We start from the raw sequence: 14,709 nt of genomic DNA, 5'->3' as shown, positions 1-14,709 counted from the left end.
CGACCGATTCAATCAGAGGGAGAATTCGCATGCTGAACAATCTGACCGGATGGCATTTTCTTATCATTCTCGTCATAGTCCTGCTCTTGTTCGGCGCGCCGAAGCTGCCGGGGCTCGCCCGCAGCCTTGGTCAGTCGATGAAAATTTTCAAGAGCGAGATCACGCCGGAACGCACCGACGATGTCACGCCGAATACTTCAGCCGACAGTGTGCGCGCCGATGGTGCTCGCGCCGACAGTGCTCGCACCGACTCGAGCGGCACCCCGAACCCGAAGGCCTAGGCCACCGTGGTGGTGGAGGGCGTGCGCACCGCGCCCGCCAAGGGCAGGATGTCGCTCGGGGAGCACCTGCGCGAGCTGCGTAAGCGGCTTTTTCTCGCCGCAGCGGGTATCTTGATTGGCGCCATCGCCGGCTGGCTGCTCTCCAGTTTCGTCTGGGATGGTTTGCGCGAACCGATCTACGCGATCGTGCGTGCCCAGAATCGCAACGCCCAGATTAACTACCCCGATATCACGAGCGCTTTTGACCTCAAACTGCGCATCTCGTTCTACGTCGGGTTGATCGTTTCGAGTCCGGTGTGGCTGTATCAGATCTTTGCTTTTCTGATGCCAGGGCTGACCCGCCGGGAGAAGCAGTACTCCTTGGGTTTCTTCTTCACCGCCGTGCCCCTGTTTCTCATCGGGTGCGCGGCCGGCTGGTATGTGCTGCCCCATGTGGTTGCACTCATGACGAGTTTTGCGCCGAAGCAGGATGCCGCTCTCATCAATGCGCAGAACTATTTCGACTTCGTGCTCAAGCTCATGATCGCCATTGGGATCGCGTTCGTGCTGCCGGTATTCATCGTGTTGCTGAACTTTGCCGGGGTGATCAGCGCCCCGTCGATCATTAAATCCTGGCGCCTGGCTATCTTGGTGATCATCCTGTTCACGGCCATTGCGACGCCAGCGGCCGATGTCGTGTCGATGTTCCTGCTCGCCGTGCCCATGGTGATGCTCTATTTCGCCGCCTACGGGATCGCCGTGCTTCACGATCGCCGGGTTGCTCGCCGGGTAGCGCCCGTGGGCGTCGACGGTCTGCTGATCTAGGGCTGTCGCTCGCGTGCATCCGGTGCATCCGGTGCATCCGGTGCGGCTGGTGATGCGCCGAGAAAGTTCGTGCAGTTCGTGCCGTTCGTGCAGGCCACAACACGCAAAGCTCAAAAGGTGAGGCATTTTCTTATCGTTTGCTTACGTCTCGTGTCTAGTCATTCATGAGATTACTTTCAGCGGGTACATTTCCGTTGTTAGTTGAACCGGACCCGGTACTTTCATATACGTCAGGAGAACAAGGATGTTTGATCAGGGTTTCATTACCAACGCCATCAACCGCAGCGCAGAAAATCCATCGGACCGCCGAAACTTTCTACGCGCGGCCGGCGTGGCCGGCTTCGGTGTTGGAGCAGCGATGCTCGCCACCGGCGGGCCGGCACTGGCCGCAGAGGCTGAAACGGCACCGGCTGGCGCACCGAGCGACGCGGCTATTTTGAACTTCGCCCTCAACCTCGAGTACCTCGAGGCCGAGTTCTACCTGCGTGCCACGACCGGCAGCGGACTACCCGAGAACATGACGACGGGAACCGGCACCCGCGGCGGCGTGACCGGCGGTCGCATGGTGCACTTCAAGACCTCGATCATCAAGAAGTACGCCGACGAAATCGCCGCTGACGAGAAGGCGCACGTCGCCTTCCTGCGTTCCGCCCTGGGCAGTGTGGCTGTGTCCCGCCCCAAGATCAACCTGGACGCGAGCTTCACCGCTGCTGCACAGGCGGCCGGTCTGGTCAAGCCCGGCCAGAAATTCGACGTGTACGCCAATGAGGCGAACTTCCTGTTCGGGGCGTTCATCTTCGAGGACGTCGGAGTCACCGCGTACAAGGGTGCCGCTCCGCTGATCACGAACAAGACCTTCCTCGAAGCGGCTGCGGGGCTGCTCGCGGTCGAGGCTTACCACGCTGGTGTCATCCGCAGCACGCTGTACGCGCTGGGAATTGCACTGCCTTCGGTGTACGCGACCGCGCAGAAGATCTCCGACCTACGAGACGCCGTCGATGGCCCGACCGACCTCGATCAGGGCATTGGCAACGCGTCGAAGGCGAACCTCGTGCCGACCGACGCCAACGGCCTGGTCTACAGCCGCAGCGCCGCCCAGGTGCTGAACATCACCTATCTCAACGCGGCGCCGGTGAAGTCGGGCGGGTTCTTCCCGGCCGGTGTGAACGGTGTCATCAACACCAGCGGAGCCAACGGCTAGCTCGCACGAGATGACTGCAACTTGGCCCGCCGGCCGCACGTTCTATCGTGCGCCCGGCGGGCCAAGTTGCGCCCAGCCGCCTTCGCGCGGCGATCCCAGCAGCGCGCATCCACTCGCATACTGGGCGCAGGCTTGGTGGCGAGTCTCGGGTTTGATCGTGCGCCCAGCTGGTGAACCTGAGCCCGGGTGGCCGCCTGGCTGGTTAGGAGACGGACACGGAGATTTCGTGTAGTCCGGTGGATCCGTTGGGAGCAACGTCGGCGGTGGCCGATGTTTGCACGAGGCCAGCAGCATCCGTGGCCCGCACCTTGACTCGGTGGTCGCCAGCGGTTGCGTCGGTCCAGGTGTAGGCCCACTGGCGCCAGGTGTCGACCGAGATCGCATCGGCGAGCATCGCCTCAAGCCATGGACCGTCATCGATCTGCACGGCGACGGCGCTGACGCCCACGTGCTGGGACCAGGCGACGCCGGCGATGACGATGGAGCCGGCGGATACCGGTGTTCCGGCGCGCGGTACGTCGACGCGGGAGGAGAGCTTGACGGGTCCGAGTTCGGACCAGCCGCGGGGGGTCCAGTAGCCCTGCTCCTGGTCGAAGCGGGTGAGCTTGAGTTCGACGACCCATTTGGTGGCCGAGACGTAGCCATACAGCCCGGGCACGACCATGCGCACCGGGTAACCGTGCTCGAGTGGCAAGGGTTCACCATTCATGCCGACCGCGAGAATAGCGTTACGCTCGTCGGTCAGCGCCTCGATCGGCGTGCCAGCAGTGAAGCCGTCGTGGCTCCGGGACAGCACCATGTCGGCACCGTTCGTTGGCTTGGCGCGGGCCAGCAGCTCACGAATCGGGTAGCCGAGCCACGTAGCGTTACCGATCAGGTCCCCGCCGACGTAGTTCGACACGCAGGCCAGGGTGGTCGTGCTCTCCTCGAGCGGCAGTGCGAGCAGCTCGGCAAAGTCGATCTCAACCTCGGTTTCGACCATGCCGGTGATCTTGAGACGCCAGGTGGTCGGGTCGATGCGCGGCACGCTCAGGGCGGTGTCGATGCGGTAGAAATCGGCGTTCGGGGTGATCAGCGGCGTGATTCCGGCCACGTCCAGGCTCGCCGCGGCCGGAATCACGGCGGCCCGAACGGATGCAGCGGGCAGCGTGAACAGGGCGCGAGCGGCGTCCGCTGCGCGGGTGGCCGCTGCGCTGAGCTGGCCGCCGGCGAGGGCGAGCAGCCCGATGCCCGCGGTTATGCCGGTGTAGACGAGGAAGCGGCGCCGGTCAGGACCGGGCAGGGTGTCAGCGCTCGCCGGTGTCGATCGACTCGCCGGCAGTCGGGTGGTGAGAAAGGTCAGAACGATGGCGGCGACGCCCATGGCGACGACCGCGGGTACGGCGTCGAGGGTGGAAGCACTGGAACGAGAAAGCGCCGCGAACAGCGCGATCGCGCCGATGAGCACGACGAGCAGGCGGCCGAACGGCGGGCGCCTGCTCTCGAGGATACCGGCGAGGGAAGCGAGCACGACCAGCACGAGCACGATGGTCAGGATGAGCACGAACTTGTCATTGCTGCCGAACAGGCCGATCACGAGATCCTTGACGCTGGCCGGAACAATGTCGATGACCAGCGCGCCGACAGTGAGCACCGGGCTGGCGCCGGGGAATAGCCAGGCGGCGGTCAACTCGGCCAGGCCCAGGCCGGCCAGGGCGGCAGCGAGGCCGGCGCCCGCCGGTCGCCAGAACCGCTCCGCCATGGACGCGCGCGGCCGGGTCAGAGTGTTCGATATGTCGGGGGTGGCCATGCCGTCAGCCTAGAACGAGCGGCTGTGATTAGCACCCTGCGGGGACGTGTGGGCGTTTTCGTCAGACATCCGTCACATCTTGACCTCGCGGTAGTGCAGTCTTGATGGACTATGTCTCTGCTTGCGCGCCTCGAAAATGAAACCGACCCCGACGCTCTCTTCGAGGCCTTCGAAAGCTGGGCGACCGAGCAGGGCCTCACGCTCTACCCCGCGCAGGAGGAAGCGGTCATCGAGATCGTCTCGGGTGCCAACCTCATCCTGAGCACACCGACCGGAACCGGCAAATCCCTCGTGGCCGTCGGCGCGCACTTCGCGGCGCTCTCGGCCGGCAAACGAAGCTTCTACACCGCGCCGATCAAGGCCCTCGTGAGTGAGAAGTTCTTCGCGCTGGTCGAAACTTTCGGCGCCGAGAACGTGGGCATGATGACCGGCGACTCGAGCGTCAACGCCGACGCCCCGATCATCTGCTGCACCGCCGAGATTCTCGCCAACCTCGCGCTGCGGAACGGCGAAGATACCGAGGTCGACCTCGTCGTGATGGATGAGTTTCACTTCTACGGCGATCCGGAACGCGGCTGGGCCTGGCAGGTGCCGCTGCTGCTGCTGCCGCGCGTGCAGTTCATTCTCATGTCGGCCACGCTCGGCGACGTGAAGTTCATCAGCGATGACCTGAGCCGGCGAACCGGGCGGGCCACGGCCGTCGTCACCGGTGTGGAACGACCGGTCCCGCTCAGCTACTACTACGAGCAGACCCCCGTGCACGAAACGGTCGAAGAGCTGCTGCACACCGACAAAGCGCCGGTGTATATCGTGCACTTTTCCCAAGCGGCCGCCCTCGAACGCGCCCAGGCGCTCGCGAGCGCCAAGGTGGCCACCCGCGAACAGCGTGATGTGATTGCCGAGCTGATTGGCGAGTTCCGATTCACCACGAGCTTTGGCAAGACCCTGTCGCGACTCATTCGCATGGGAATCGGCGTGCACCATGCCGGCATGCTGCCGAAATATCGCCGGCTGGTGGAACAACTCGCCCAGCGCGGCTACCTGCGCGTGATCTGCGGCACCGACACCCTCGGCGTCGGCATCAACGTGCCCATCCGCACCGTGCTCTTCACCGCCCTCACCAAATATGACGGCGTGAAAATGCGCCAGGTGAACGTGCGCGAGTTTCACCAGATCGCCGGGCGGGCCGGGCGGGCCGGTTATGACACGGCGGGCACCGTTGTCATCCAGGCGCCGGAGCACGAGACCGACAACCTCAAAGCCATCGAGAAGGCCGGAGACGACCCGAAGAAGAAACGTAAAATCGTGCGTAAGAAGGCGCCGGACGGCTTCGTGTCCTGGGGCGAACCGAGCTTTCGCCGGTTGGTCGATGCCGAGCCCGAAACCCTGTCGCCCTCCATGCAGATGACCGCGGCGATGCTCATCAACGTGATCGGACGCGGCGGCGACGCTTTTAGCCACGTGCACTCGCTCGTCTTTGACAACCATGAACCGTGGCGGCGCCAGCTGGTATTGGCCCGACGGGCCCTCGGGATCTACAAGACCCTGCGCGAAGCCGGCATTGTGGAGCAGAGCGTGAGCGGCAACATCCGCTTGACCGTTGACTTGCAGTCGAACTTTGCGCTCAACCAGCCGCTGTCACCGTTTGCCCTGGCCGCCTTTGAACTGCTCGACCCCGAATCGCCCACCTACTCACTCGACATGATCTCAATTCTGGAATCGACCCTCGACGACCCGCGGCCGGTGCTCATGGGGCAGCAATTCGCAGCACGCGGTGAGGCCGTGAACGCGATGAAACGGGAGGGCATCGAATACGACGAGCGGATGGCCCTGCTCGAGGAGATCACGCACCCCAAGCCGCTCGAAGAACTGCTGAATTACACTTTCGACACCTACAAGGCCTCCCAGCCGTGGATCGCCGACTTCGAGCTCAGGCCCAAGGCCGTCGTGCGTGACATGTACGAGCGGGCAATGTCATTTGGCGAGTTCATTGCGTTCTACAAACTCGCCCGCAGCGAGGGCGTGGTGTTGCGCTACCTGTCCGACGCCTACCGCGCTGCGCGTCAGACCATTCCCGACGAAGCCAAGAACGACGATCTGCTCGATCTCATCGAGTGGCTCGGTGAGCTCGTGCGCCAGGTGGACTCAAGCCTGCTCGATGAGTGGGAAGAACTGCTGCATCCCGATCTCGCCGCGCACGAGGCCGGCTCACACGCCATTTCGCCGCCGCCGCCGCGCCGGCTCACCACCAATGTGCGCGCATTTCGCATTCTCGTGCGCAATGAGTTATTCCGCCGGGTGCAGCTGGCCGCGTTGGAGCACTACGACGAGCTCGGTGAGCTCGACCGAGAGCACGGGTACTCCGGCGATGTTTGGGCCGAAGCGATGGACGGCTACTTTGCCGAGCACGATGAGGTGCTCACCGGCGGCGACGCGCGCAGTTCGGACCTGCTGCTGATCGACGAGGGCGCCGAGGAGTGGACCGTGCGCCAGATTCTCGATGATCCGGCCGGCGATCACGACTGGGGCATCAGCGCGAGCGTGAACCTTGCCGACTCCGACGAGCTCGGGGCCGCGGTCCTGCGTGTGACCGGCGTCAACCGGCTGTAGCACGGCGTTCCCGCCGTGCTGGCGTTACACGCCGGGCGCGCTGAGCGGAGCGGTGGCGTCGGTGGCCCACTCGTTGAGCGAGCCGTCGTAGATCGAGACGTGGTCGTTGCCGGCGCGGATGAGCGCGAGGGCGCCCGCGGCGGCGGCGATACCACCACCGCAGTAGGTCACGAGGTGCCCGGACGCCGCCGCGGCAGGGGCGACCATGGCGGCGAGCTGGTCACCACGCAGGAACGCATTCGTAGCGGGGTCGACGAGTTTCGCAGCGGGCAGGCTGATGCTGCCGGGAATGTGCCCGGCGCGCGGGCGTGACCCGGCCGCGCCAGCGAACTCCGCCGGTGGCAGGGAGCAGACCAGGGCGGCATCCGCACCGCCTGCGACGATGGACTCGACGAAAGTCTTGTCGACCCACAGCTCGGGTCGAAGCGCAGCCGTGAACCCGCCAGCGACGCGCGGACGGACTCCGCCGGTCGCGAACGGGCGCGTTTCCGCATGCCACTTGGTGAGACCCCCGTCGAGCACGGCGACATCATCGTAACCGAAGGCGCGGAAGAGCCACCAGATGCGGGCCGCCCACTGACTGACGGCGGCGTCGTAGACAACAACGGTTGTGCCGTTGTCGATGCCGACGGATGCCGCGGCCACCTCAAACAGCTCGGCGCTCGGCCGCGAAAAATCGAATTCACCGGCCGGGTCCGAGAAGACGTTGAGCAGGTCGGCGAACACGGCGCCGGGTATGTGTCCCTTTGTGAGGTAGTCGTCCCGCCCGCTGATGTAGCGCGGACCAACGTTGGCCGCGGCGCGTGTGAACACGGTGGCGTCGAGAATGACCAGATGGTCAGAACCGAGGTGATCGGCAAGCCACTGGGTGGAAACGACCGGTGAAGACGAAAGGGGCGAACTCATGGTTCAAGGCTAACGGGGCCTACCGACACCGGGCAGGTCCGGTGCCGGAACGAGTCATCCGGCGACACACAACAACGGGAAACACTTGCTCCCGGTGGCTATAGTTTGGCGGTCCAGTCCAGATTGATGGTCTGCTTGATGTAGATGTTCTCGCCGAGCCCCGGCACCGACGGATTCATGGTCAGCAGCAGCTGGACCGGAATGTTGAATCGTTGGGCGATGTCGAAGAAGGCGTCGCCCTCGACGACAGAGTACGTGAGCAGGGCTCCGGCACCGTCAGCCGTCGCGGTGCCGCGGGCCCCCGGTGTGCTGCCCAGGTCGACGGCCGGCCCCTGCGGCAGCTCCACGGGCGCAGCGTTCGGAACGAGGTCAGGAACCGCCGGGTTGGGAATCAGCGCAGCCTCTTCGGTGGGCGTGGGCGTGGGCGTGGGCGTGGGCGTCGGTGTCGGTGTTGGCGTTGGCGTGGGGCTGACGGACGGCCTGATGGTGACCGTGACGGCCGGTGCCGGTTCTCCGGCGCAACCGGACACCGTCACGAGCAGGAGAGCGGCAACGATGATGCCCCACGGTTGGCGTGCGAGTGTGCTGCGAATGGTCCGACCCTTCCAGAGAGGCGCGCTGCGACCTCGTCGATGCACGCGTGCTGCCAGCCTAGACCGACACCGCGGCGCGGCGGCGGAGTCGGCTACCCCCCTTCGGGGATGCCCGGTCAGCACTCGATGACGTTAACCGCGAGGCCGCCCTCGCTGGTTTCCTTATACTTCGTCATCATATCGAGCCCGGTTTGCCGCATTGTTTCGATCACGGCGTCCAGCGAGACCAGGTGGGTTCCATCGCCGTGCATCGCTAGGCGGGCCGCGGATACCGCGGTCGAGGAGGCGATCGCGTTGCGCTCGATGCAGGGCACCTGCACGAGGCCCCCCACCGGGTCGCAGGTGAGCCCCAGGTGGTGTTCCATAGCGATCTCAGCCGCATTTTCGACCTGTCGGGGTGTGCCGCCGAGTACAGAGCACAGCGCGCCGGACGCCATTGCGCACGCCGCGCCGACCTCGGCCTGGCAGCCGCCCTCGGCGCCGGAAATTGACGCGTTGGCCTTCACCAGCGAACCGATGGCGACGGCGGTGAGTAAATATTGACGGATGCCGGCGGCATCCGCTCCGTGAATGAACCGCAGGTAATAGTGGCCGACGGCCGGGATAATGCCGGCCGCCCCGTTGGTCGGCGCGGTGACGACACGTCCGCCGGCCGCATTCTCCTCGTTGACCGCGAGAGCGAAGGCGTGCAGCCACTCGGTTGAAGTGTCGCGGTCGCGCAGTGGCAGGCCGTCATATGCCTCCAGGCGCATACGTACCGCTGCTGCGCGGCGCTTGACCTTGAGTCCGCCCGGCAGCACGCCGGTGGTGGTGAGTCCGACCTCGACGCAGGTGTGCATGGCGTCCCAAATTGCGTCGAGTCCCTGGTTGAGCCCCGCGGCGCCGTGAATGGCCTCCTCGTTGCGACGGGCGACCTCGCAGATGGTCAGGTTGTGGGCGTCGCACAGGGCGAGCAGTTCTGCGCTGGAATCATAGGGGAGTGGCTGGGCCACACGGGTCTGGGCGCTCGAACGCTCGGTACCGCGGCGAATGAAGCCGCCACCGATCGAGTAGAACGTCTGTTCAAGCAGCGGGGCGGCGTCCGCCGCACTGTCGGTCGTGAAGGCGGTGAGCGTGAGCGCGTTCGGGTGCCCAGGCAGTCGGGTGCGGGGCTCGAACCGGATATCGTCGGGGCTGATGGCGATGCTGTGTCCGCCGAGCAACGTGAGCGTGGCGCCGGCTTCGAGGCCCGACCAAGCGGTGCGGACCAGTTCGGGGTCGCACGTTTCCGGGCGCAGACCGGTGAGGCCGGCGAGCACGGCATCCGGGGTACCGTGGCCGAGACCGGTTGAACCGAGCGATCCAAACAGCGAACACCGAATGCGCCGGACTGCACCGAGGCGGCCGGTCGCGAGGAGGTCTTCGGCGAACATGCGGGCAGCACGCATCGGGCCCACCGTGTGGGAACTGGAGGGGCCGATTCCAATGGAGAACAGGTCCAGGGCGGAGACGTACGCTGTCACGGTCTTCATGCTACGGCACCCAGTCCCGAGCGGCCCAACCCAACAACGTCCCGCTCCGACAGGTGCGTGACGTTGTTGGGTGGCAGCTCACCCCGGGGTGAGGACGGATGCTCGAATTATCCCATGCACGCGAAACGGGCCGTCTCCCCGAAGGCAGACGGCCCGGCACCCATGGTGTGGTGTTAGTGCGTGCGGAAGCGCTGAACCATCGGGCAATCGAACGGGTCACGCGCTGCCAGGCCGACTCGATTGAGGTAGGCGATCACGATGCCGTAGCTCTCAAAGACGCCGGTTTCCGTGTATTTCACATCGTGTGACAGGCAATACGCTTTGGCGATCACCTGCGCCTTACGCAAGTGCGGGCGGGCCATGTTCGGAAACAGGTGGTGCTCGATCTGATAGTTGAGACCGCCCATGTAGTGGTCGATGAAGGTGCCACCGCGAATGTTGCGACTGGTTAGCACCTGGCGTCGAAGGAAATCGACCCGGCTTTCGGCCGGAAGCTGCGGCATTCCCTTGTGGTTGGGTGCGAACGTCGCGCCCATGTACACCCCGAACACGGCCATTTGCACGCCGACGAAGGCGAACGCCATGCCGAGCGGAAGAAAGTAGAAAATCACGGCGAAGTAGAGTGAGAGGCGTGTGACGAGCATGGTGATCTCGACCCAGCGCTCGCTGACTTTGTTCTTGCCGAAGACAGTCTTGAAACCCTGGATGTGCAGGTTGATGCCTTCGAGCATCAAGAGCGGGAAGAACAGGTAACCCTGCTTGCGGGTGACGAAGGAGGTGAGCCAGTTGACCTGCTTCGCGTCACTCTCGGTGAACACGATGAAGTCGGGCTCAATGTCGGGGTCCTTGCCAATGACGTTGGGCTGCGCATGGTGACGGCTGTGCTTGGTCATCCACCAGGCGTAGCTGATGCCGACGAAAAGGTTGGCGAGAATGCGGCCGGCGCGGTCATTGGCCTTGCCGGAGGTGAACACGGCACGGTGTGATGCCTCGTGGGCGAGAAAGGCGAACTGGGTGAAGATGAGGCCGAGTGCGGCCGCGACGATCAGCTGATACCAGGTGTCACCGAGCAGAACGAAGCCGGCCGCGGCGCCGAGGGTGGCCACCACGAGAACGGAGAAGAGCATCCAGTAGAAGCCGGTACGTCGGCCGAGGAGGCCGAGATTGCGCACGGTGTGCAAGAGCGCCGAGTATTCGGTTGTGGGGTTCTGCGTGTCTCCACCCGGCCGGGTCCTGATGATGCGGACCGAGGGTGCGGCTAGTGTTTCCGACATGAGGCCTTAGTGGTTCGGGGGACTTCTCAGTCGGGACGTGAGCGAATGCTCGTGGATCAGATAGCCGTTAGTCTACGTTCGCGAAGCCCACGCAAGGGCGTAATTCACACGCGTTTCTCAGACATCATATGCCAAAAATGGAATGTATACAAGCGGTCTATCGCCAACTTGGCATCCATATGTGGAGCTGCCAAAACGCGAACGGAGTCTGCATCCCGGTCCACACAGGGAAGAAGAATGCGGTGAGCAAAAGTGCGACCCCGAGGCTGGTGGCCACGGCTGCCAGGGCGCCGGTGCGCGGTTGGGGGTCATATTCGTACGCCTGCGAATGTGCTGAACGCCGTCGGTGTGGCCGGGCTTGATCGGGAATTCGCTTGAGGACCATCCCTATGACGAAGGTGAGGCCCAGCAGCAGGTAGGGCTCAAAGGCGATGGTGTAGAACTGAAAGACCGTGCGGTTGAGATACATCAGCCACGGTAGGTAACCCGCGACCATCCCCATCAGGATGAAACCGACCCGCCACTCCCGATATCGGGCCAGCCGATAGACCAGGTAGAACAACGCGCCCGTAGCCGCCCACCAGATCAGCGGGTTGCCGACCGAGGTGATGGCCTCCGAGCAGTTTTGAAACTGGCAGCCGAGTTCGCCCTGGCTGGAACCGCGGTAGTACATGCTGGTCGGTCGGGTCATGAACAGCCAGGTCAGCGGATTTGCCTGATAGGGATGCGGAGTGGCCAGCCCGACGTGATACGTATACGCGGCCGACTGGTAGTGCCAGAAACTCTGCACCGCGTGCGGCACCCAGGAAAGCGGCCCGGTCCAAGCAGCGCCCGCGCCGTCGGCCCAGTCCCGGTAGTACCCGCCGCGGGTGACAAACCAGCCCGACCAGGAGACCAGGAACGTGGCTGCGGCCACGGGGACCAGAAGCAGAAACGTAGCCACCGCCTGCTTCAAGATGGCGGCACTGAGCCAGAAAAACACACCGCCCCGCCGTCTTGCGAGCGCATCGACAACGACGAGGTAGATGCCGAAAGCGGCCAGAAAATACAGCCCCGACCACTTGACCGAACTGGTGAGTCCGAAGGCGAGCCCCGCGGCGAGCAGCCAGGGGCGCCACCACAGAGTGGGACCCCAGCCGCAGTCGCCCATGGTCGCCAGCCGGGTAGCGAGTCGCGTGGCATGCCACTGGCGGTCCATCAGGATCGCGCCGAAGCCGAGCAGCGCGAAGAACATAACGAAGTTGTCGAGCAGGGCCACGCGGCTCATGACGATGGCGTGGCCGTCAATGGCGAGCAGAAAGCCGGCGATCACCGCCAGCAGGCGGGATTGAAACAGTTTTCCGGCTATGAGCATGATCAGCACGACCGCGAGTACTCCCACCACCACGGTCGCCAGGCGCCAGCCCCACGGATTGCCGGGGCCGAGCAGATTCATGCCTAGGGCGATGAGCCACTTGCCGAGCGGCGGATGCACCACGAACGACGGGTCAGTCGTGAAGATATCGGTGTGCCCGGCCTCGAACTGGGGATTGGCGTCGGCCGGCCAGGTGGACTCGTAGCCGTTGTTGAAGAGCGTCCAGGCGTCCTTGACATAAAAGGTCTCGTCGAAGACGAGCGCGTGGGGCACCCCGAGGTTCCACAGGCGCAGCGCGGCGGCCAGCAGGACCACTGCGAGGTAGCCGCCCCAGCGAACCCATCTACTAGTTGCGAGCACCTGACCATCGTATAGAGCGCTGGTCGACCGCACAGGCTGCGAGAATTACAGCATGATCATTCTTGCTGCCACCCCGATCGGAAATCTCGGCGACGCTTCCCGGCGCCTGATCGAGACCCTGAATACCATCACCATCGTGGCGGCCGAGGACACCCGCGTCACCGTACACCTGCTGAAAGCCCTTGGAATCGAGAACCGGCCCAGGCTCATCGCCCTGCACGACCACAACGAACGCGGTAAGGCAGCCGAGCTCGTCGAACTGGCCCGCGATGTCGACATTCTGGTGTTGAGCGACGCCGGAATGCCCACCGTTTCCGACCCCGGCTTTCATTTGGTGGATGCCGCGGTCGCGGCTGGCGTGCAGGTCACGGCCTTGCCCGGCCCGTCCGCCGTACTGACCGCGCTCGCCGTCTCGGGGCTTCCGACGGACCGGTTCACCTTTGAGGGGTTTCTGCCGCGCAAGCACGGCGAGCGGGTCAAACTGCTGCGTGACCTCGCTGCCGAACGTCGCACCATGGTGTTCTTCGAATCGCCCAACCGCCTCGCCGGTTCGTTGCTCGACCTCGCGTCGACGCTCGGCCTCGACCGCCGGGTCGTGGTCTGCCGAGAATTGACCAAGTTCTTCGAGGAGGTCAAGCGCGGCACGGCGAGCGAACTGGCCGAGTGGGCGGCGGCGGGGGTGCGCGGCGAAATCTGTATCGTCGTGGCTGGCGCGGAAGTGCGGGTTTTGGACCTGGCCATGGGCGTGGCCGAGGTTCTCGACCTGGTGGCTGGCGGCATCCGTTTGAAAGACGCGGCGGCCGACGTATCCGCGGCCAGCGGGCTGAGCAAGCGCGAACTCTACGAGCACGCGCTGCAGGCCAAGGCAGGCCCCGGTTTGAATGGCGCGTCCGTGAAAAAACCGGAATACCCGAGTCTTCCTCAGCGTTAAAACGAGTAGGTGCAAATCGTGCGGACGCGATAGCGAGGTTCTGTAAGGAGGGACATATGTGGCACTCGGTGCAATTCTCCCGTTATGGGGGCCCGGAAGTACTCGATATGGTCGAGATGACCGCCCCCGTTCCCGGTTCTGGTGAGGTGGTCGTCGAAGTCATGGCCGCCGGCCTGAACCCGGGCGAGTCCAGTATTCGGGAAGGTCATGTGGACAAGGAGTGGCCCGCTCGCTTCCCGGCAGGGCAGGGGAGCGACTTCGCCGGCTTCATCGCGCGTATCGGAGCGGGCGTCACCGGTTGGAAAACCAGCGACGCGGTGCTCGGCCACACAGTGCGCGGTGCGCAGGCAAATTTTGTCACCGTCCCGGCGGGGAATGTGATCGTCAAGCCCGAGCGCCTGGCTTGGGAGATCGCTGGCAGCCTCTATGTCGCTGCAGCGACCGCCTGGCAGGCAGTCCAAGGTGCCAACCCCGGCCCGGGTCGCACAGTGCTGGTCCATGCAGCGCACGGCGGTGTCGGCGTCATCGCAGGGCAACTGGCCAAACGACGCGGATCGCGGGTGATCGGCACCGCCAGCCTGGACAGTTTTGACTACCTGCGCCAGATCGGCGTGATTCCGGTGGAATACGGCCCAGGATTCGAGGAGAGATTGCGCCGCATCGCACCCGAGGGCATCGATGCCGAGCTGAATCGTCTCGGTGACAACGTGCTGATGAATGTCGACTCGACCGACACCACCGTGCTGCAGAAAATCGCAGGCCTGGTCGCCGACCGCCAGATCGTCATCCCGGTGGCCGCGATTTACGAATTTGCGCGGGTACGGGACGCGTATCGGGAGCTGGAAGCCGGGCACGCGCACGGCAAGATCGTGCTCTGCATGATGCCGGTCAGGTATGCGCACCAAAAGGTGCACGGCATCGACCTGCGCGCGAGTGAGGCCACGAAGGATGCCCCGAATCGGCCACCGGTTCCACCCAACCACGAGGCACTTCCGCCGGTGATCGGGCATCGACACCGACATCCGGTCGCCAGCCCAGCGGCAGATCGCTCCCACGCCGAGTGACGAAACGTGGGGTGCCGCCCGCCCGCATAAG

The 14,709-nt window shown here is 64.5% G+C and carries 12 protein-coding genes; 6 read left to right on the top strand and 6 right to left on the bottom strand.

The genetic code is table 11. From position 1 onward, the window contains the following. Nucleotides 1–29 precede the first annotated feature (29 nt). The 3 genes from tatA (at nucleotide 30) to E3N85_RS14475 (ending at nucleotide 2,286) form a co-directional block, all read left to right on the top strand. The gene (gene tatA / locus E3N85_RS14485; protein ID WP_134464316.1) at nucleotides 30–281 is read left to right on the top strand and encodes a twin-arginine translocase TatA/TatE family subunit; all 252 of its coding nucleotides are present in this window, start codon (nucleotides 30–32) and stop codon (nucleotides 279–281) included. A 48-nt stretch (nucleotides 282–329) separates the two neighbouring features. Further along, complete coding sequence (gene tatC, locus E3N85_RS14480) at nucleotides 330–1,085, top strand: twin-arginine translocase subunit TatC (RefSeq protein WP_134464586.1); 756 nt, start codon at nucleotides 330–332, stop codon at nucleotides 1,083–1,085. Between the two features lie 244 nt (nucleotides 1,086–1,329). Next, nucleotides 1,330–2,286, top strand: coding sequence for a ferritin-like domain-containing protein (locus E3N85_RS14475; RefSeq protein ID WP_134464314.1), 957 nt, complete (start codon nucleotides 1,330–1,332; stop codon nucleotides 2,284–2,286). Between the two features lie 202 nt (nucleotides 2,287–2,488). On the opposite strand, the gene E3N85_RS14470 is transcribed toward E3N85_RS14475, so the two are convergent. Then, a complete protein-coding gene (locus E3N85_RS14470) occupies nucleotides 2,489–4,075 on the bottom strand; it encodes a molybdopterin-dependent oxidoreductase (RefSeq protein ID WP_134464312.1) in 1,587 nt (528 codons plus the stop codon). A gap of 111 nt (nucleotides 4,076–4,186) precedes the next feature. Here E3N85_RS14470 and E3N85_RS14465 point away from each other — a divergent pair, with 111 nt between their 5' ends. Beyond that, entirely contained in the window at nucleotides 4,187–6,685 is a 2,499-nt protein-coding gene (locus tag E3N85_RS14465) for an RNA helicase (RefSeq protein ID WP_134464310.1), read from the top strand. A gap of 24 nt (nucleotides 6,686–6,709) precedes the next feature. Here the strand turns inward: E3N85_RS14465 and E3N85_RS14460 are convergent, their stop codons facing one another. The 5 genes from E3N85_RS14460 to E3N85_RS14440 all read right to left on the bottom strand — a co-directional run bounded on the left by E3N85_RS14460 (nucleotide 6,710) and on the right by E3N85_RS14440 (nucleotide 12,683). Then, entirely contained in the window at nucleotides 6,710–7,591 is an 882-nt protein-coding gene (locus tag E3N85_RS14460) for a sulfurtransferase (RefSeq protein ID WP_134464308.1), read from the bottom strand. A gap of 98 nt (nucleotides 7,592–7,689) precedes the next feature. Next, nucleotides 7,690–8,229, bottom strand: coding sequence for a LysM domain-containing protein (locus E3N85_RS14455; RefSeq protein WP_166783968.1), 540 nt, complete (start codon nucleotides 8,227–8,229; stop codon nucleotides 7,690–7,692). A gap of 71 nt (nucleotides 8,230–8,300) precedes the next feature. Further along, on the bottom strand, nucleotides 8,301–9,686 hold the full coding sequence (locus E3N85_RS14450) for an L-serine ammonia-lyase (protein WP_134464584.1): 1,386 nt from the start codon (nucleotides 9,684–9,686) through the stop codon (nucleotides 8,301–8,303). A 182-nt stretch (nucleotides 9,687–9,868) separates the two neighbouring features. Next, on the bottom strand, nucleotides 9,869–10,969 hold the full coding sequence (locus E3N85_RS14445; RefSeq protein ID WP_134464304.1) for an acyl-CoA desaturase: 1,101 nt from the start codon (nucleotides 10,967–10,969) through the stop codon (nucleotides 9,869–9,871). A 157-nt stretch (nucleotides 10,970–11,126) separates the two neighbouring features. After that, nucleotides 11,127–12,683 (bottom strand): dolichyl-phosphate-mannose--protein mannosyltransferase, encoded by a 1,557-nt coding sequence (locus E3N85_RS14440; protein WP_241978523.1) that lies wholly within the window; start codon nucleotides 12,681–12,683, stop codon nucleotides 11,127–11,129. Between the two features lie 52 nt (nucleotides 12,684–12,735). On the opposite strand from E3N85_RS14440, the gene rsmI reads away from it, so the two are divergent. Both rsmI and E3N85_RS14430 read left to right on the top strand, forming a co-directional pair. Then, the gene (rsmI, locus tag E3N85_RS14435; RefSeq protein WP_134464300.1) at nucleotides 12,736–13,614 is read left to right on the top strand and encodes a 16S rRNA (cytidine(1402)-2'-O)-methyltransferase; all 879 of its coding nucleotides are present in this window, start codon (nucleotides 12,736–12,738) and stop codon (nucleotides 13,612–13,614) included. A 56-nt stretch (nucleotides 13,615–13,670) separates the two neighbouring features. After that, nucleotides 13,671–14,678 (top strand): NADP-dependent oxidoreductase, encoded by a 1,008-nt coding sequence (locus tag E3N85_RS14430; protein ID WP_134464298.1) that lies wholly within the window; start codon nucleotides 13,671–13,673, stop codon nucleotides 14,676–14,678. Nucleotides 14,679–14,709: the final 31 nt, after the last annotated feature.

Origin of the sequence: Cryobacterium sp. Hz9, assembly GCF_004402825.1 — a bacterium.
In the GTDB taxonomy this organism is placed as follows: domain Bacteria; phylum Actinomycetota; class Actinomycetes; order Actinomycetales; family Microbacteriaceae; genus Cryobacterium; species Cryobacterium gelidum.
Note: the sequence above shows the minus strand (reverse complement) of the source record. Positions and strands in the feature narration are given on the sequence as shown.